Source organism: Reyranella sp. (assembly GCF_050185545.1).
Classification (GTDB): Bacteria; Pseudomonadota; Alphaproteobacteria; order Reyranellales; family Reyranellaceae; genus Reyranella.
In genome coordinates this window covers 1-17,021 of the sequence record NZ_JBFWZI010000110.1, presented here as the reverse complement: position 1 = coordinate 17,021, position 17,021 = coordinate 1, and the positions used below count along the sequence as shown (strand labels likewise).

The following is a 17,021-nucleotide window of genomic DNA, read 5'->3' as shown; positions in this document are numbered from 1 at the left end:
GTGACGAGCAGCTCCCAGGCGAGCGAGATCATCAGCAGCCGGCCCATGCTGGCGGTACCGGGATGGCTCGACAGCCAAAGCGCGCCAAAGGCCGTCGCCGTCGTCAGGGCGCTGAAGACCACGGCCCGCATCAGGCTCGATTGCAGCATGGCCGTCTCGCCGGCGCGCCAGGCGAGCACGAAGTAGATGTTGAAGGCGACGCCGACGCCGAACAGCAACGGCAAGGCAATGATGTTGGTGAAATTCAGCGGCAGGTCGAGGGCCGCACACGTGCCGAATGTCAGAAGGCCGCTCAACACGACGGGCAGCATGGTGAGCACGACGTCGCGCGCCCGGCGCAAGACCGCGGCCAGCAGCGCCACAATGGCCAGGAAGGAGTAGGCCCCCGCCTGCAGAAACGCATGGACGATGCTCGCGCCCGATGCGGCCGTGGATATCGGCCAGCCGGTCGCATCCGGCGCAACCGACTGGACCGCCTGCGCGAAACGGCGAAGGGCGGCGTTGTCGCGATCGTCCTTCGGCAAGACGAGCAGCCGGGCGCGCGCATCCACCGCCGTCCAGTCGGCTATGAGCTCGTGCGGCAGGTTCTCGATCGAGATCGGGCGGGCCGTCAGCTCGGCGCGCACCTGGTCGAGCATGATCTCGAGCGGTGTTACCACGGCCGACGCGGCGGCGGCACGAACCTCCGGCGTGGCGGCCCTGAGACGGTCGAGCACGTCGGCCAGGCGTCGGGCCGAGGCGGCGGCCGCCGCGTCCGGGCTGTGCGCCGCGGCTTGCCGCAACGCGGTTGCTGTCGAGCCAAGTCTCTGCTGCAACTCGGCGTCCGTTGCCGGCTTGGCGGGCTCCACGTCGAGAACGGGTGCGACCGCATCCACGGCGTCGCCGATCAGCACCAGCTTTTCCTTCTGCTGCTCGGGCAGGAAGGTGTTGAGGCTTACGACGCGGGACACTTCAGGCAGAGCGGCCAGCCGGCGCGCCAGCGGCGCCGCGTCGGCAAGCGATGGCGCGAGAACATTGATGGTATCGAGGCTCCAGTCGGGATCGTGCCGAAGGTCCCGCAGTGTCGCCATCGACTCGACCTTGGGGCTCTTGAGGTTGAGCGGATTGAAGTCGAAACGCAGCAATGGCAGCAGGGCACAGGCCGCGATTCCGGCGAGGAACGCCCCGAGGAGCACGGCGCGGCGATGGCGACGCACGAAATCGTCGACCGGCGCCAGCATGGTGAAGCCCACCTCCTTCATCCCGGCTTGCGGCGCGCGCACCAGGACCAGGAACGCCGGCAGCAGGACAATGGTCAGCGCGAAGGCGACGATCATGCCGAGGCCCGCAATGGTTCCGAGCTCGGCCACGCCGAGATAGCTGGTCGGGAGGAAGGCGAAGAAGCCCGCGCCGATGGCCGCGGCCGACAAGGCCAGTGCCTTGCCGATGGCCGTGCCGGTCGCAACGAGCGCCGCCGCGAGGTTCGGCCGGACAAGCCGCTCGGCGAGACTGCGCACGCTGAACTGGATGCTGAAGTCGACGCCGAGGCCGACGAACAGCGGAATGAAGGCGACGGAGATGAGGTTGAAGCGGCCGACGGCAAGCAGTCCGATGGCTGCCGTCATGAGCAGGCCGATCAGCGTGGTGACCAGGATCGCGATCGTGATGCGGGTGGACCGGACGGCCAGCCACAGGATTCCCAGAAGCGCCGCAGCCATGGCAGCCGTGATCAGGCCCGCATCGTCGGCCAGCGAGCCGAACTCCTCGTCCGCCAACGGCACCTGGCCGGTGAGGCGCACGGTTACGCCATGGGCAGGATCTAGTCCCAGCGATCGCGCCGCCGCGCGAATGGCATCGCTCGCGCGCTGGCCGGGCCGCAACTGGCTGTAATCCATCTCGGGCTGCACGAGGATGAGCCGTCGTGTATCGCGCGGAACGACCGCATTGTTGGTGACGAGTGTCCGCCAGGAAAAGTAGGCAGGCTCTCCTGCCACCGCCTTCTCGAAAGTCGACGACAGCGCCGTGAGCTGGGGCTCGATGTCCAGGAGCTTTGCGTTGCCATCCCGGATGCCGTTCAGGACGACGTTGAGCATCTTCATCACCCCGACCAGGCTGGGATCGGAGGCGAGCGCCGACAGGAGCGGCTGCACCGTGATCAGGGCGTCGGTCAGCGACCTGACGTCATTGATGGACAACAGCAGCAGGCCGTTGCGCTCGAAGAACCGGCCGCCATCCGGCTGGCGTACATTGTGAAAAAGATCGGGTTGCTGGCGCAGCGCCGCGGCCAGCCGCCTGGCCCCGTCGTCGGCAAGCTCCGGCGTCACACCGTCGACCACGATCATGGTCAGGCCCTGCAGCTGCGGGAATGCCTTGTCGAACTCGATGCCACGCTTGCGCCAATCCAGCGTGGGCGAGATCAACTGACTGGTCTCGGCGGTCATGGCGAAATTTCGGGCCATGTAGACAACGGCTGCCGCCGTGAGCGCGAGCGCGGCAACCAGCACGAGAAGGGAGTGCCGGATGCTGACCGCGACAATGCGTCCGATCAGCGACGTGCCAGTGGACAAAAAGGTGCCTCGTGGATTGGTGCGTGAGTTGGCAGGAAACCAATAGGTGCACTTGCCGAATTTGCAACCCTATGCCTTTGGCGGGCTGACTGTGAATGGACAAAGCCAGAATCGTGACCTTGAATGAATGGTGAAGGGGGTTGCCTGGCATGAAAATCGGTTCGCTGGAGCATCGCGATGCTTTCTGCTCGCACTTCGAGCAGACCTATATCGACTACGATCCAGAGACGCTGCCGTGGCCTGTCCTGGACGACGCCGCCTTGCACCGCCTGCGGCAGGTGCCCTTCTGGGAGGAGGTCTTCTATGCCGAGCGCCGCGCCGGGGCGATCGTCGCAGCCTTCACCGCGACTGTCACCGATCCGGTCCTGAAGGCGGCGCTGGCCCTGCAGGGCGAGGAGGAGACCCGGCATGCGAACCTGATCCGCGTGATGCGAGACAGGTACGGTCTCGACGCACCGGAACGGCCGATCGAGGATCTCGGCTCGAACATCGAGACCAGCTTCAAGGATTTCGGCTTCGGCGAATGTCTCGACTCGTTCGTGGGCTTCGGCCTGTTCAAGATCGCGTGGCAGTCCGAATTCCTCCCCAAGGAGATCATGCAGATCTTCTCGACGTTGATGTACGAGGAAACCCGCCACATCGTCTTCTTCATAAACTGGATGGCCTACACGGAAGCCCGCAGGGGCTGGCTTGCACGGGCGGCCTCGCCGCTGGTCAGCATGCGCTACTACCTGCGGGCGGTGCGCCGCATGGCCAGGATGGCGCGTCGCGGCAAGGAGGCGAATGACGGAAAGACCCTGGCGGCCATCCAGGTCAGCACGTTCCTCGATGACTTCAATTTCCGGCGCTTCCTCGAAGACTGCTACAGCGAGAACAGTCGGCGCATGAGCGTCTTCGACCAGGAATTGCTGCGCCCCAGCTTCCTGCCGCAACTGACGGACGTCGCTCTCAAGGCGCTGCGCCTGTGGGGCAGACGGGCGGAGGTGGAAACCAGGCCAGGCCCTTTGCCACCGCTGTACGGGGCATACCCGAGCCGCGGGGCCGCGGGGCGGTGGGATGTGGTATCATGATCTTCCGGACGGCGGACGTATCGCCCGATCTTTATAAATGTGCATGTGGGGGGGTGACGCCCGCGGTCCGGAAGTGCATGAACGCGGTGAGAACATCCCGCTCTAGCCGGAGGCACCCGGTGGCAGCGAAAGCCGGTAGAACGACGCGGCGTTCTTCCAGAAAAAGCGGTCCCGGTCGGGCTGCGAATGACCCGCGAGCATGCGGTCGATGCACAGAACGAGGGTGTCGTAGTCGATCCGCAAGCCGGCGACCGGAAAATTGCTGGCGAAGATGCATCGCTCGATCCCGAAGATCGCGATGGCTTCCAGGACGACACGGCGATTGGACTCGTAGTCCCAGGCAGCGTCCTTGAGGCCGAACTCGGAGACCTTGACGTGAACGTTCGGCTGCCGCGCCACTGCCTGCATGCCGCGGCGCCAGGCGGCGAGGCCGTCTTCGCTGCGGTCCCAGGGAAAGCCGGTATGGTTGAGCACGATCGGCGTGCGAGGGAACTGGCGCGCAACGTCGGCCGCCTCGGCGAGGTGCCAGTAAGGCACGCGAAGATCCCAGGACAGCCCGTATTTCTCGAGCAGGGCAAATCCGCGCAGCCACTTGTCGTCCTGCATCGTGCCGGGCGCTCCCGGAGTCATGGCATCGGGGCGAGAAGCCGTCACCGGCTTCGACCGGATCCCCCGCATCAGGGGAAACTGCGACTGCGCCGCTATGATTTCTTCCGCATTCTCGGTGTGGAACCAGGCATGACCGACGATGGCACCCGGAAAGCCGTGACGCCGGTTGATCTCGGTCAGCCACCGGGTTTCGGCAACCTGCTGGGCGCGATCCATCTCGGCTTCGCAATGCACCGTCGTCAGCACGTTGTGGGCGCGGGAGTCGCGCAGATAGTCTTCCGGCAGGTAGTTGCGCCGGATCGCATCGTACGTGCCCAGAAAAAAGTGCGGCTCCGGCGCGTCGGTGAGGAAAGGATAGCGGTTCGCCTTCAGGTCCCAGAGATGGTGGTGAGCGTCGATGAGAGTGACCGCGCCCGGCGCGTCGTTCCAGTCGCCGCTGATGGTCTTCATCATCGCTTTCTCCGCGTCTTCGCATTGCAGGCCAAGGGCCAGCCCTCGGGCCGAAGAGCCATGTCGACCGGCGATCGGGTCACGCGGGCTTCGCCCCCGCCACGCCGTCCTCGACCACGAAGGTCGCCAGCCGGCCGACGGTGCTGTCCTTCCGCTTCTCATCGGCCAGCGCTTCGAAGCCGATCGTGCACAGCGCCGGTGTAAGATCGGCCGTCGCATAGCCGCGCTTGTCGCCGCGGGCAAACTTGACATGAGGATTGGCCTTGAGTGCGCCGCGGATGCTGGCCTCACCCGGACCCTGGGAGGTGATCGACGTGCCGACGAATTCGCTGGCGATGACCGGCTCACGGGCCGGGCCGAAGTCGTGCCTGAGGTCGGCGACGAAGAATGCATGTCGATCGCCGCCGATGACCACCGGGTTGGCGGGCTTGTGCGCAGCGATCGAGTCGAGCAGGCGGCGGCGCGCATTGGGGTAGCCGTCCCAACCGTCCATCCAGAACCGCTGCCCCTCCTCCGCCTGGCGCGCGAGCTCGGCCATCAGCGTCTGCTGGGCGACAATGGTCCAGCGTGCCCGAGCCGAACCGAGCTGCCGATCGAGCCATGCCTCCTGCTGCTGGCCGAGCATGCTCCGTGCCTCGAGCGTGCGCTCGGAACAGTCCGGCACGGTGGTCGGGCGGCCGCCGCCAACGCAGGCGGGAGCGGAGCGATACTGCCGATCGTCGAGCAGCATCACGTCGAGCAGATCGCCGAAGCGGTAGCGCTCGTAGATCGTGGCGAAGGGGCCGCGCGGGCGGGCGGAGGGAGGCAGCGGCAGGTGCTCGTAGTAGGCCTGGTAGGCAGCCGCGCGGATCTTCATGAACTGCGCCGGATCGCGCGTCGTGTAGGAGCGATCGTCGGCGTAGTCGTCGGCGACCTCGTGGTCGTCCCAGATCGCCAGCCACGGGAATGCAGCATGGGCGGCCTGCAGATCCGGGTCGAGCTTGTAGAGCGCGTAGCGGTCGCGGAACTCGGACAGGGTCGTTGGGATGCCGACCTCGTGGTGGCGCACCAGTCGCGACCCCCACGACTTCTCGTAGATGTAGTCGCCGAGATGAACGACGAGATCGAGGTCGCGCGCCGCCATGTCGCGATAGGCGGCGAAGTAGCCCTGCTCGTATTGCTGGCACGAGGCGAAGGCGAAGCGGAATCGCGCGGGCGAACTGCCCGCCGCCGGCGCCGTCATCGTGCGGCCGATCGGGCTCGAGGCCCTGCCGGCGCGGAAGCGATACCAGTAGTGCCGGCCGGGGCGCAGCCCCCTGGCCTGGATATGTACGGCGTGACCCAGGGCAGGAACGGCCTGCTCGGTGCCTTGCGCGGCAAGGCGTGCAAACCTGTCGTCTTCCGCCACTTGCCAATCGACGGCGACCGGCTGGTCCGGCATGCCACCGCCTTCCAGCGGGCGCGGTGCGAGGCGCGTCCACAGCACGACGCTGGTCTCGCGTGGACTGCCGGAGGCGACGCCCAGCGCGAAGGGGTCGTCCCTGAAGGCGAGCGGCTCGCTGCGCACGACACCGATCGGACAGGCGATCGTGGTGGCGGCCAGGGCTCCGCCGAGGAAGCGACGGCGCTGAATCCGGAGGCTCATGTCGCGGTCGCTCCCGCTAGACCGCAGGACACATGGCAAAATACATCGTCATCCCGAACGGAGCCCCCCGAAGGACGGCGCAGTCGAGGGACCTTTCTTGCTGTTGCTCCAATTAGAAAGGTCCCTCCACTACGCCGCGTTGTCCGCGGCTCCGGTCGAAATGACGGCTTTTTTGTCATATGCGAACGCCCTGCACCTGGCCGTGGAACAGTGATCGCTTGCGGTCGAGCTGTTCGGCGAGCCGCGCATCGACCGAAACGACCGATGCCGGAACTCGAGGCGCCGCAGCGATCAACGGCCCGCCGATGGCCGCGCGCGCCAGGCGTGCCGCGCCGATCGCGGGGCCGGAGCGCTGTTCGGCGGCGAGATGAAGCGGCTGGCCGATCGCTGCTGCAACCAGGCGCGCCCACAATGCGCTACGTGCCCCGCCGCCGGTCAGGAAGATCCGATCGATCCGGGCGCCCGAGGCAGCGAGCGCGGCGTGACCATCGGCCATGGCCAAAGCCACCCCTTCAAGGACGGCTTGCACGAGATGAAGTGGCCCTGTCATGTGGGTCAGGCGTGAAAACGTGGCGGTCAGCAGAGGATTGTCGTGTGGCGTGCGCTCGCCCGCAAGATAGGGCGTGAAGACGGGGGTAGCGTCCGTTGAGAGGCTTTGCGCTTCGAGCTCGGCAATCAGCCCCGCTATGTCACGTCCGAGCAGACCGGCAATCCACGCGAGGGCGGCGCCGGCGCTCAGCACGACGGCGTGCTGGCAGTAGAGGCCGGGCACCGCGTGACGATGGGTATGCATGCCGCCGCCGTGCGCCGGGACGAACCGGTCGTTGGCGGCGAAATACACCCCCGACGTCCCGAGGCTGATGTAGGCCGAGCCGGCCTGCACCGCACCCACGCCGACGCCCGCGCACATGTTGTCGCCGCCGCCACCTGCCACCGGCGTTCCCGACGGCAGGTGCCAGCGACCGGTGAGAGAGCCGCGCAACGTGCCCGAGACTTCGGTGCTGTCGACCAGGCGCGGCAGCTGCCCGTGGTCGACGCCGCAGGCTGCCAGGATGCCGTCGTGCCACTCCGCTCGCACCGTTTCCATCAGGAGTGTCGCGGAGGCATCGGCGCGGTCGCTGATCGCCTCTCCCGTCAGGCGCAGGCGGATGTAATCCTTGGTCAGCAGGATGCGTCGCGCACGCGCCAGGGCGGCGGGCTCATGCCGCGCCAGCCACAACAGTTTCGGCGCCGGGAAGCCCGGCATGGCGCGGCAGCCGACGATGTCGGCGAAATCCTCGAAGCGCGCGTGCAGGTCGGCGCATTCGGCCGACGCGCGGCCGTCGTTCCACAGCAGCGCCGGCCGGATCGGCGTATCGCTCGCATCGAGCAGGGTGACGCCGAGCATCTGGCCTGACAGGCCGATGCCGCGAACCGCGGCCATTGCCGTCGGCGCCTGGTTGGCGAGGGCGTCGAGGCTGTCGACGACCGCCTGCCACCAGCCTTCCGGCGCCTGCTCGCACCACAACGGACGGGGCAGAGACAGGGCAAGCGGCACCGACGCCGTGGCCACCGGCAGGTCGTGGTCGTCCATGATGACGGCCTTGACGCTCGAGGTGCCGATGTCGATCCCGAGATACATCGCCGGCGCCGATCAACCCGTGCCGCGCAGAATGCCGAGGACGGCGCGGGCCGCCGCCTCATCGATCACCAGCACCGAGCACAGCCTGGCGCGCAGCACGCCCGCCAGGATCGCCGTCTTGTTGAGTCCGCCCGAGGCGACGATGACGGTCGCAATGTCGCGCAGCATCTCGACGGGAGCGGCGATCACGCGCCGGTTCAGCGCGTGCCTCACGGGCTTGCCCCACGGATCGAGGAAGGTGCCCATGATGTCGCCGACGGCGCCGGCGGCGCGCAGCGATTCGACGGTCACGTCGCGTGGCAGGCCGTAGCGGATGAGCAGCGAGCGCCGGCTGAGATCGCCGACGCTCAGCAGGGCGACGTCGTTGGTCGCCAGCCGCTGAAAGGTCTCCTGGAACACGTCCTGGTCGAGGATGGTGTCGCGCGAGCGCGGGCTCCCGGCGTAGATCGGCGCGGCCAGGTAGTTGCATTGCCCGTTGATGCGGCGGGCGAGCTCGCTGGCGATCTCGAACGTGTTGAGCTCCAGCCCGCGCGTGAGACCGCCCATCATGGAATTGATGCTGAGCTCGGCGAAATTGCTGGCGCGCAAATGGCGGATCGTCTCGCGCAAGGTGGTGCCCCAGCCGATGCCGACGCCGCGCACACGGGCCTCGCCGAGATGGCGCCCGAGATACTCGGCGGTGGCGCGCCCCAGCACGACCGCGATCTGGTCCTGATCGGTCGGAGTCGGCACCACCACGGCGTCACGGAGCCCGGTCTCCTGGACCAGCCGGCGTTCCAGCTCGACGCAGTCGGCGAGACGGGCATTGACCTGGATGTTGACCAGGCCGCTCGCCCGCGCCTCGCCCAGCAGCCGGTTGGCGCGCAGGCGGGTGATGCCGAGCTTCCCGGCAATGTCGGCCTGGGTGAGCCCTTCCATGAAATAGAGCCAGGCCACGCGCACGCGCAGCTGCTCGTCATCCTCCGACATCCGTCGCCTGCCCTCCTCCGGGCACTCGCCCGTCCCCGGCTGTCGACCGTCATACTCTATAAACATTTGTATCGTATCATATACAAATGTTCTCCGAATTGGTATTCATTCCTCCGGTCAAGACGGACTGGAGATGGACGGACAGCTGGCGGCGGCGCTTCGAGTGGCATCGACCACGCGCGACGTGCGAATCGCGGCGGGCGGCCTTGGCGCCATGCCCGGCGTCCTGCGGCAGGCAGCGCCGGCGGCGCGCTATCTCGTGATCGCCGACGACCAGACCTGGAAGGCGGCGGGCCGACGAACGGCCGCGCTGCTGGCTGCGGACGACCTCGCCGCCGCCGATCCCATCGTGCTGAGCGGCCAGCCGCGGGTGAAGGCGAGCGCGGAGACGGCGCAGGACCTGGCAAAGGCGATCCAGTCCGCTGCCGCGCTCCCGATCGCGGTCGGCGCCGGCGTCATCAACGACCTGGTCAAGTACGCCGCCGAGCTTGCCGGCACGCCCTATGTCTGCGTGCCGACCGCCGCGTCGATGGACGGCTACGCCGCCTCCGGCGCGGCCCTGCGCGAGGGCGGCTTCAAGCGCACCTTTGCCTGCGCGGCGCCGGTCGCCATCGTCGCCGATCTGGACGTGATCGCGACGGCGCCGAAGCCCATGGCCGGCTGGGGATACGGCGACCTCGCCGGCAAGCTGGTGGCCGGCGCCGACTGGATACTGGCCGATGCGCTCGGCGTCGAAGCGCTCAATCCCGGACCGTTCGCCATGGTGCAGGACAATCTGGCCGGCTGGCTCGGCGAGCCGGCCGGAGTGCGGCGGGGCGAGCCCGCCGCACTCGACGGGCTGATGCGCGGCTTGATCATCGCGGGGCTGGCCATGCAGGCCCACGGCAATTCCCGGCCGGCCAGCGGCAGCGACCATCAGTTCGCCCATTTGTGGGAAATGGAGGAGGTCGCCGTCGGCGGCCTGCCGGTGTCCCACGGCGCCTGCGTCGGCATCGGCTGCCTGTCGATGCTGGCGGCCTACGAATGGCTGCTGCGCCAGGACGTCTCGTTGATCGACCCTGCCGGGCTCGCCAATCGAACGCCGTCCGCAGCGGCGCTGCGGGCCGACGTAACGGCGTCTTTCCCCCTGCCCTTCATGGCGGCCAATGCCGAGGTCGAGGTGGCCGCCAAGGTCGCCAGCCCGCGCGTCGTCGCGGCGCGCCTGCGGCGCCTGCAGGAAAGCTGGCCGCGCATTGCCGGATGGCTTCGGCGCAACCTGCCGGCGGCCGAGACGGTACGGCGCTGGCTCGAGGCGGCCGGTGCGCCGTCGAGCGCGGCGACCATCGGCATCGCCGACGCCAAGCATGCTCAGGATTACAGGCGCGCGCGGTTGATCCGGCGCCGCTTCACCGGCCTCGACGTGCTGCACGAGCTCGGCTGGCTGGATGCGATGGTGAGCGACCTGTTCGCCACCGACGGTTTCTGGAGGAAGTCCCGGGCGTTTGCCTAGGGGCACGATCACGAAGGGAGGCACCATGGACAAGACGAAACGGGCGTTTGTCGGCGGGCTGCTCGCCGCCGGGATGCTGGCGGGTCTTGCTGCGCCGTCGACGGCCCAGCAGCGGACCGAAATCCAGTTCTGGCACGCCATGGGCGGCGTGCTGGGTGAGCGCGTCGACGAGATCGTCAAGCGCTACAACGCCTCGCAGGCCAGGTATACCGTCGTGGCCACCAACAAGGGCAACTACGACGAGGTCATCAACGGCACCATTGCCGCCTATCGCGCGAAGAAGGCGCCGCATATCGTGCAGATCTACGAGCGTGGATTCATGACCATGCTGCTGTCCGACGCCATCGTGCCGGTGCAGGATCTGATGACCGAGAAGAAAAAGCGGATCGACTGGGCCGACTTCATCAGGCCGGTCGCCAGCTACTACCAGTACAAGGGCAAGCTGATGAGCATGCCGTTCAACTCCTCGGCGCCCATCCTGTGGTACAACAAGGAGCATTTCGAGAAGGCAGGCTTCACCGCACCCGGGCCGACCTGGCAAGAGCTGGACAAGCAGCTCTACGCGATCAAGAGCAAGGGCATCGCCGAATGCGGCTCCTCGCTCGCCGGCGACTTCTTCTGGAGCCTGATCGAGAACTACAGCACCGTGAACGACCAGCCGTTCGGCACCAAGGCCAACGGCTACGAGGGGCTCGACACGGTGTTCGTCTATAACAAGACCAGGGTGGTCGAGCAGACGAAGCGCCTGAAGAAATGGATCGACGACGGAGTCATGCAGATCGCCGGCCAGGGTCTGTCACCCGAGCAGCTTTATACTTCGGGGAAGTGCGCGACCTTCTTTGCCTCCACGGCAGCGCACGGCAGCGTCGAACGCAACGCCAAGATCAAGTGGAACGCCACCTACCTGCCCTGGGAAAAAGGGGCGACGCCGCGCAACAGCAGCATCGGCGGCGCCACCCTCTGGGTGATGAAGGGCCAGAAGGCCGAGGACTACGACGGTGTCGCCGATTTCCTGGCCTTCGTCGCCAGCCCCGACCTGCAAGTGTGGTGGAGCAAGGTGACGGGCTACGTGCCGATCACCAACAGGGCCTATGAGACGGCCAAGAAGGAGGGCTACTACACGGCCAATCCGACGCGCGAGATCGCGATCCTTCAGCTCAATCGCGGTACGCCGACGGCCAATTCGCAGGGCTTCCATTTCGGCAACTACACGCAGTCGACCTTCGCGCTGCGCCAGGAGCTGGAGGCCGTGTGGGCCAACAAGAAGACGCCGCAGGAGGCGCTCGATGATGCAGTGCGCCGCGGCAACGAGATCCTGCGGCAGTTCGAGAAGCTGCATGCAGGCAAGTACTAGCGCTGCGGCGGAAGCCTTGCCGGCGGCGGCCCCTCGGGCCGCCCGCCGGCGACGGATGGCGTCGGCCGGCGGGACGGCGGGGCTGAAGCGCGCCCATTACCGCAACTCGCGCCTGCCGTTGCTGCTGCTTCTGCCGCAGCTCCTGGTGCTCCTGCTCTTCTTCTTCATTCCCGCGGTCCGCGCGCTGGTCCAGGCGTTCGTCATCACCGACCCGTTCGGCACCAGCGTCCAGTTCGTCTGGCTCGACAATTTCCGCGCCCTGCTCGCCAGCCCCGAGTATCGCTCCTCGGTCTGGGTCACCGTGTGGTTCACCTTGGCCCAGAACCTGCTCACGCTTTCCGTGGCGGGTGTGCTGGCCTTCGCGACCGACCGCGTGATCCGCGGTCGCGGGCTCTATCGCAGTATCGTGCTGCTGCCCTACGCCATAGCGCCGGTGATCGCGGGCATTCTGTGGGCCTTCCTGTTCAATGCCCATGTCGGGCCGCTGACTTATGTGCTGAAGGCGCTCGGCCTTGCCTGGGATCCGGCGCGCAACGGCTTCGATGCCTTCGTGCTCGTCACGGTCGCCGCCGCCTGGAAGCACATCTGCTACGACTACATCTTCCTGGTCGCGGCGCTGCTCGCCGTGCCTGCCTCGCTCCTGGAAGCAGCTGCCGTCGACGGCGCCGGCCCTGGCCTGCGGTTCTTCAGGATCGCGCTGCCGATGATCGGCCCGACGGTGTTCTTTCTGCTGGTGATGAACTTCGTCTACGGCTTCTTCGAGACCTTTGCCATTGTCGACGCGGTGACCAAGGGCGGCCCCGGCGGTGCCACCATGATCCTGGTCTACAAGGTCTATCAGGACGGCTTCGTGCATATCGACCTTGGGTCGTCGGCCGCCCAGTCGGTGCTGCTGATGATCTTCGCCGTGATCCTCACAATGCTGCAGTTCCGCTACGTCGAGCGGAACGTGAACTACGACGTCTGACATGGTCGAGCGCACACGCGGTCTCGACATCGCCTGCCACGGGCTCCTGATCCTGGGCGGCCTGCTGGTCTGCCTGCCGATCTACTTCGCTTTCGTCGTCGGCTCGCACACGGTGGGCGACGTCCTGAGCGTACCGCCACCGTGGCTGCCCGGCGGGCGGTTCCTCGAAAATGCCGCGACGGCGTGGCAGAAGGGCAATCTCGGCCGGCTGCTGTTCAATTCCCTGGTCGTGGCCGCAGGCATCGCGGTCGGCAAGATCGCCGTGTCGCTGCTCTCGGCCTTCGCCATCTCGTACTTCCGCTTCCGCTATCGCATGACGGCGTTCTGGCTGATCTTCGTCTCGCTGATGCTGCCGGTCGAGGTGCGCATCCTGCCGACCTACGAGGCGGTTACCAACGTCGCCCTGCCGCTGCAGTGGGCAGTCGACTGGCTCGATGTCGGCGGCTGGCTTGGGGCGCTGACCGGTCGGCGAATCGAGATTGCCCTGGAATGGAACATGATGAACAGCTACGGCGGGCTGATCCTGCCGCTGATCGCCTCGGCTACCGCCACCTTCCTGTTCCGTCAGTTCTTCCTCACCGTGCCCGAGGAGCTGTGCGAGGCGGCGCGCATCGACGGTGCCTCGCCGATGCACTTCTTCCGCCATGTCCTGCTGCCGCTGTCGGTGTCCAACATGGTGGCGCTGTCGATCATCCTGTTTCTCTACGGCTGGAACCAGTACCTCTGGCCGCTGCTCTTCACCACCGAGAGGGACATGGCGACCGCGATTATCGGGCTCAAACACCTGATCCCGCAGTCGGACGCGGAGCCTGCATGGAACATTGCCATGAATGCCGCGCTGCTGGTGATGCTGCCGCCCGCGCTCGTCGTCGTTGCTCTGCAGCGTTGGCTGGTCAAGGGCCTGGTCGACAGCGGCAAGTAGAAAGCCGGATCATGGTGCTGGTCATCGGACATCGCGGGGCGCGAAATCTCTGGCCCGAGAACAGCCTGGACGGCTTCGTCCGCACGCGCGACCTCGGGGTCGACGGTGTCGAATTCGACGTCCACCTCGCGCGCGATGGCGAGATGGTCGTGATCCACGATCCGTCTCTCGAACGCACCACGGAAGGCGCGGGTGCCGTGGCGGACAGGACCGGGCGCGAGCTTGCCAGGACGCCGCTGCGCGAGGGCGGTGGCGCCGGTGTTCCCGGCCTCGCGGCTGTCCTCGACATCTTTGCCGGCAGCTCGATCGAGCTGCATATCGAGATCAAGACCGATGCCCTGGGGCGACCCTATGAGGGGCTCGAGAGGCGTCTTCTCACTCTGATCGATCGGCTCAGGCTTCAGGAGCGCGTGATCCTGACCAGCTTCGTGCCGGAGATCCTCGAAACCGTGCGCCGGCTGTCACCCCGCCAGCGCGTCCTCGCTTCGCTCGATCGGCGTTCGGCCGAGATCATGGGCGGCCTGCCGGCGGCGCTGGACCGGTTCGCGGCAATCGGAGACTGCCTGGTCGCCGTGGAGAAGGGCTTGCTGATGGACAGCTACGCGCTCTGCCTGCACCGGTTGGGCGGAGTCCGTCTCGGCGCCTGGGTCACCAACGACGCCGACGAAATTTCGATCTGGCTCGCCCGGCCGATTCGCCAGATCACGACGGACCGGCCGGACATCGCCCTCGCCCAGCGCAAAGAAGCGCACCCGGCCGCTTGAGGGCGCATTGCCTACCCGGTTCCGCCAGATTGAGAAGAGGCACCGGCACGTCAAGCCAGTCGCGCCAAGCCACCCTCGGTTGCAGCCTGCTGGATTGGAACCGTGCAGCCGACGAGATCCGTGAACTTCGTTGTGAACAATTGATCGCCTACTGCGCTGGAGAAGGTTGGCGTCGCTTGCGCCATTCGCCCGGCGGCACACCGATAAACTTCTTGAAGGCGCGGTTGAAGGCGGCTTCGGACTCGTAGCCCACCTCACAGCCGGCTTCGGCAACGCTCATGCCCGGTTGCTCGAGGAGCCGGCTTGCCAGCTGCAAGCGCCATCGTGCCACGTAGTGCATGGGAGAGACTCCGACATAGGCGGCAAAGCGGCTGGCGAAGACGCTGCGGGAGAGGCCGATCCCCTGTGCCAGGCGCTCAAGGGTCCAGTCCTCGGCAGGCCGCGCATGAATTAGGCGAAGGGCCGCACCGATATGCGGATCGCGAAGTCCCGACAACCAACCGGAAGAGTCCGCGGAAAGCGTCTCGATATGGCGGCGCAGGACCTCGACGAACATCAGCTCGCTCAACTTGGCGAGGATGGTTTCGGTACCAGCCCTCTTGCTGCCCCCCTCCGCCAGGGCAACTCGAAAGAGATCGGTGACCCAGCCGCTGCTGTCGGCCGGGGCTCGCACGCACAACACGGCGGGCAGGGTGGACAGTAAGGGATTGAATGGGCGGACGTCGCATCCAAGGTAGCCGCAGATGACCCGCGTGCGCTCCTTCCCTCCGCCACCGGTAAGCACGGTGAAGGGCAAATCGGTTTCGACCGGCCGGTAGTACATGGTCAAGTCAGGCTTTCCCCGAATACCGGGCGAGGAGCCCAGGACATTCGAAGCGCCTCCCGGGAAGACGACCACGTCGCCGGCGTTCAGGAGGAGCGACGTCCCGGAGCCGTCGCCCAGTGCTGCCCAGCAGGAACCGGCGATGATGGCGTGAAAGGAGATCACGTGCTCGGCGCCGGGCATGATCGCGGCGGCGATTTCGCCGGTGCTGGGCGACTCCCCAACCCATGGTGCACTTGCTTCGATGTCGAAGTAGAGCGCTCCCGTGAGGCGAACGGCGCGTAGCACATCGGAGAGTACATCCATCGTTTGGCGCCCTTGTTGGAGGTACTCTTTGACTCTCTGGCGGTCGCTCCCGGTTGAACGGGCAAGAGAAACCGACGGTCGAGCATGGGCCGACCATCCATTATGGATTAGCGTCGCTAATACTTAACCGTGACAAGGGGGCAACCATGGACATGATGATAGAAGGCGGTCTTCTATCCGACAAGCTGTTGCAGGGCTTTTCGACCCGCGTCGCCACGTATGATCGGGAGAACCGGTTCTTCCTTGAGGACTTCGAGGACCTCAAGAACGCCGGCTATCTGACGATCAGTATCCCGAAGGAGCTGGGGGGACAGGGCCTGTCGCTGGCCGATGTCTGCAGATGGCAGCGACGCCTCGCCTACCATGCGCCGGCGACCGCGCTGGGCATCAACATGCACGTCTATTGGGTGGGCCTGGCAGCCGACCTCTGGCGCGCCGGCGACAAGTCGTTGGAATGGATGCTTCGCGAGGCGGCGGCCGGCGAAGTGTTCGCGGCAGGACATGGCGAGCGCGGCAACGACATTCCGCTACTTCTGTCGACCGCCAAGGCGGAGCGGGTCGACGGCGGCTTCCGCTTGAGCGCACACAAGATGTTCGGCAGCCTCGCGCCTGTCTGGACCCGCTACGGTCTGCACGCGCTTTGGGCCGACGCCGAAGGTGGACCGAGGGTCGTGCATGCCTTCATGCCGCGCGACACCAAGGGTTACCGGATCGTCGAAACCTGGGACACGCTCGGAATGCGCGGAACCCGCAGCGACGACGTCGTGATCGAAGGCGCGTTTGTGCCCGACAAGTATGTCGCGCGGATTCTGCCCGCCGGAGGCGCGGACGCGTTCATCGTGACCGCGTTTGCCTGGGCGCTCATGGGCTTCGCCAATGTCTACTACGGCGTGGCGCAACGCGCCTTCGACCTGGCGGTTGGCGCGGTGAAGACGAAGAAATCCATGGCCGTCACTCGGACCATGGCATACCACCCGGAGGTCCAGCACGTGGTGGCCGAGATGAACCTATGCATGGATTCCGTCGGCCCGCATCTCGACCACGTTGCCCGGGAGTGGAGCGACGGTGTCGATCACGGCGCAACCTGGCCGGCGCGGATCGTTTCGGCCAAGCATCATGCTGTCGAGGCATGCTGGAAGGTCGTCGACCTCGCGATGGAGATCTCCGGCGGCGCCGGCATGTACAAGACGAACGAGCTCGAGCGCCTCTTCCGTGACGCCCGTTGTGGCCGTTTTCATCCCGCCAACTCGATGCTGGTCCACGAGATCGTCGGTAAGACGGCCTTGGGTATCGATCTCGGCGAGCAGCCGCGCTGGGGCTGATGGCAGGCCGCCGTCGGAGGCATCTTGGCACATTCATTCTCCGCTCGACTCCTTGCGGTCGGTCAGAGTGGGGAACGACCGAGACCCTCGTGGCCGCCTCTTCCAGGTACCAGATTCCGCTCGCTCTCCACAGTTTGCGCCGCGAATTCCGCGGGGCGCCCCTCTGAAAGGGCCACCTTGAACTA

13 protein-coding genes are annotated in these 17,021 nt (G+C 66.5%); 7 read left to right on the top strand and 6 right to left on the bottom strand.

Translation table 11 applies throughout. The features are described from left to right. Positions 1-2,546: MMPL family transporter (locus AB7O82_RS24465; RefSeq protein WP_428620367.1), on the bottom strand; the 2,546-nt coding region annotated here is incomplete at its 3' end. Between the two features lie 149 nt (positions 2,547-2,695). On the opposite strand from AB7O82_RS24465, the gene AB7O82_RS24460 reads away from it, so the two are divergent. Next, positions 2,696-3,616 (top strand): hypothetical protein, encoded by a 921-nt coding sequence (locus tag AB7O82_RS24460; RefSeq protein ID WP_428620366.1) that lies wholly within the window; start codon positions 2,696-2,698, stop codon positions 3,614-3,616. Positions 3,617-3,718: 102 nt separating this feature from the next. On the opposite strand, the gene AB7O82_RS24455 is transcribed toward AB7O82_RS24460, so the two are convergent. The 4 genes from AB7O82_RS24455 to AB7O82_RS24440 all read right to left on the bottom strand — a co-directional run bounded on the left by AB7O82_RS24455 (position 3,719) and on the right by AB7O82_RS24440 (position 8,889). Next, positions 3,719-4,678: an amidohydrolase family protein gene (locus tag AB7O82_RS24455; protein ID WP_428545714.1), complete on the bottom strand. Its 960-nt coding sequence runs from the start codon at positions 4,676-4,678 to the stop codon at positions 3,719-3,721. A 76-nt stretch (positions 4,679-4,754) separates the two neighbouring features. Continuing rightward, complete coding sequence (locus AB7O82_RS24450; RefSeq protein WP_428620365.1) at positions 4,755-6,299, bottom strand: alkaline phosphatase D family protein; 1,545 nt, start codon at positions 6,297-6,299, stop codon at positions 4,755-4,757. Between the two features lie 175 nt (positions 6,300-6,474). Beyond that, positions 6,475-7,920: a xylulokinase gene (gene xylB, locus AB7O82_RS24445; protein WP_428545720.1), complete on the bottom strand. Its 1,446-nt coding sequence runs from the start codon at positions 7,918-7,920 to the stop codon at positions 6,475-6,477. Between the two features lie 12 nt (positions 7,921-7,932). Next, positions 7,933-8,889: a sugar-binding transcriptional regulator gene (locus AB7O82_RS24440; RefSeq protein WP_428545723.1), complete on the bottom strand. Its 957-nt coding sequence runs from the start codon at positions 8,887-8,889 to the stop codon at positions 7,933-7,935. Positions 8,890-9,022: 133 nt separating this feature from the next. Between AB7O82_RS24440 and AB7O82_RS24435 the strand changes: the two genes are divergently transcribed. The 5 genes from AB7O82_RS24435 to AB7O82_RS24415 are packed head-to-tail and all read left to right on the top strand — an operon-like array spanning position 9,023 to position 14,385. Then, a complete protein-coding gene (locus AB7O82_RS24435; protein ID WP_428545726.1) occupies positions 9,023-10,378 on the top strand; it encodes a sn-glycerol-1-phosphate dehydrogenase in 1,356 nt (451 codons plus the stop codon). A 25-nt stretch (positions 10,379-10,403) separates the two neighbouring features. After that, positions 10,404-11,732 carry an extracellular solute-binding protein gene (locus AB7O82_RS24430; protein WP_428545729.1) on the top strand — a complete coding sequence of 443 codons (1,329 nt, stop codon included), beginning with the start codon at positions 10,404-10,406 and terminating at the stop codon, positions 11,730-11,732. A gap of 55 nt (positions 11,733-11,787) precedes the next feature. Continuing rightward, entirely contained in the window at positions 11,788-12,699 is a 912-nt protein-coding gene (locus tag AB7O82_RS24425; RefSeq protein WP_428545747.1) for an ABC transporter permease subunit, read from the top strand. A gap of 1 nt (position 12,700) precedes the next feature. After that, complete coding sequence (locus AB7O82_RS24420) at positions 12,701-13,621, top strand: ABC transporter permease subunit (RefSeq protein ID WP_428545732.1); 921 nt, start codon at positions 12,701-12,703, stop codon at positions 13,619-13,621. An 11-nt stretch (positions 13,622-13,632) separates the two neighbouring features. Then, positions 13,633-14,385 carry a glycerophosphodiester phosphodiesterase family protein gene (locus AB7O82_RS24415; RefSeq protein ID WP_428545735.1) on the top strand — a complete coding sequence of 251 codons (753 nt, stop codon included), beginning with the start codon at positions 13,633-13,635 and terminating at the stop codon, positions 14,383-14,385. Between the two features lie 148 nt (positions 14,386-14,533). Here AB7O82_RS24415 and AB7O82_RS24410 read toward each other — a convergent pair whose 3' ends face one another. Further along, the gene (locus AB7O82_RS24410; protein ID WP_428545738.1) at positions 14,534-15,514 is read right to left on the bottom strand and encodes an AraC family transcriptional regulator; all 981 of its coding nucleotides are present in this window, start codon (positions 15,512-15,514) and stop codon (positions 14,534-14,536) included. Positions 15,515-15,660: 146 nt separating this feature from the next. On the opposite strand from AB7O82_RS24410, the gene AB7O82_RS24405 reads away from it, so the two are divergent. Further along, a complete protein-coding gene (locus AB7O82_RS24405) occupies positions 15,661-16,836 on the top strand; it encodes an acyl-CoA dehydrogenase family protein (protein WP_428620363.1) in 1,176 nt (391 codons plus the stop codon). Positions 16,837-17,021: the final 185 nt, after the last annotated feature.

What these genes read in the sequence shown, in the direction of transcription:
- AB7O82_RS24460 (WP_428620366.1), top strand. Translation starts at nt 2,696, where the DNA reads ATGAAAATCGGTTCGCTGGAGCATCGCGATGCTTTCTGCTCGCACTTC.
- AB7O82_RS24455 (WP_428545714.1), bottom strand. Translation starts at nt 4,678, where the DNA reads ATGATGAAGACCATCAGCGGCGACTGGAACGACGCGCCGGGCGCGGTC.
- AB7O82_RS24450 (WP_428620365.1), bottom strand. Translation starts at nt 6,299, where the DNA reads ATGAGCCTCCGGATTCAGCGCCGTCGCTTCCTCGGCGGAGCCCTGGCC.
- xylB (WP_428545720.1), bottom strand. Translation starts at nt 7,920, where the DNA reads ATGTATCTCGGGATCGACATCGGCACCTCGAGCGTCAAGGCCGTCATC.
- AB7O82_RS24440 (WP_428545723.1), bottom strand. Translation starts at nt 8,889, where the DNA reads ATGTCGGAGGATGACGAGCAGCTGCGCGTGCGCGTGGCCTGGCTCTAT.
- AB7O82_RS24435 (WP_428545726.1), top strand. Translation starts at nt 9,023, where the DNA reads ATGGACGGACAGCTGGCGGCGGCGCTTCGAGTGGCATCGACCACGCGC.
- AB7O82_RS24430 (WP_428545729.1), top strand. Translation starts at nt 10,404, where the DNA reads ATGGACAAGACGAAACGGGCGTTTGTCGGCGGGCTGCTCGCCGCCGGG.
- AB7O82_RS24425 (WP_428545747.1), top strand. Translation starts at nt 11,788, where the DNA reads ATGGCGTCGGCCGGCGGGACGGCGGGGCTGAAGCGCGCCCATTACCGC.
- AB7O82_RS24420 (WP_428545732.1), top strand. Translation starts at nt 12,701, where the DNA reads ATGGTCGAGCGCACACGCGGTCTCGACATCGCCTGCCACGGGCTCCTG.
- AB7O82_RS24415 (WP_428545735.1), top strand. Translation starts at nt 13,633, where the DNA reads ATGGTGCTGGTCATCGGACATCGCGGGGCGCGAAATCTCTGGCCCGAG.
- AB7O82_RS24410 (WP_428545738.1), bottom strand. Translation starts at nt 15,514, where the DNA reads ATGGATGTACTCTCCGATGTGCTACGCGCCGTTCGCCTCACGGGAGCG.
- AB7O82_RS24405 (WP_428620363.1), top strand. Translation starts at nt 15,661, where the DNA reads ATGGACATGATGATAGAAGGCGGTCTTCTATCCGACAAGCTGTTGCAG.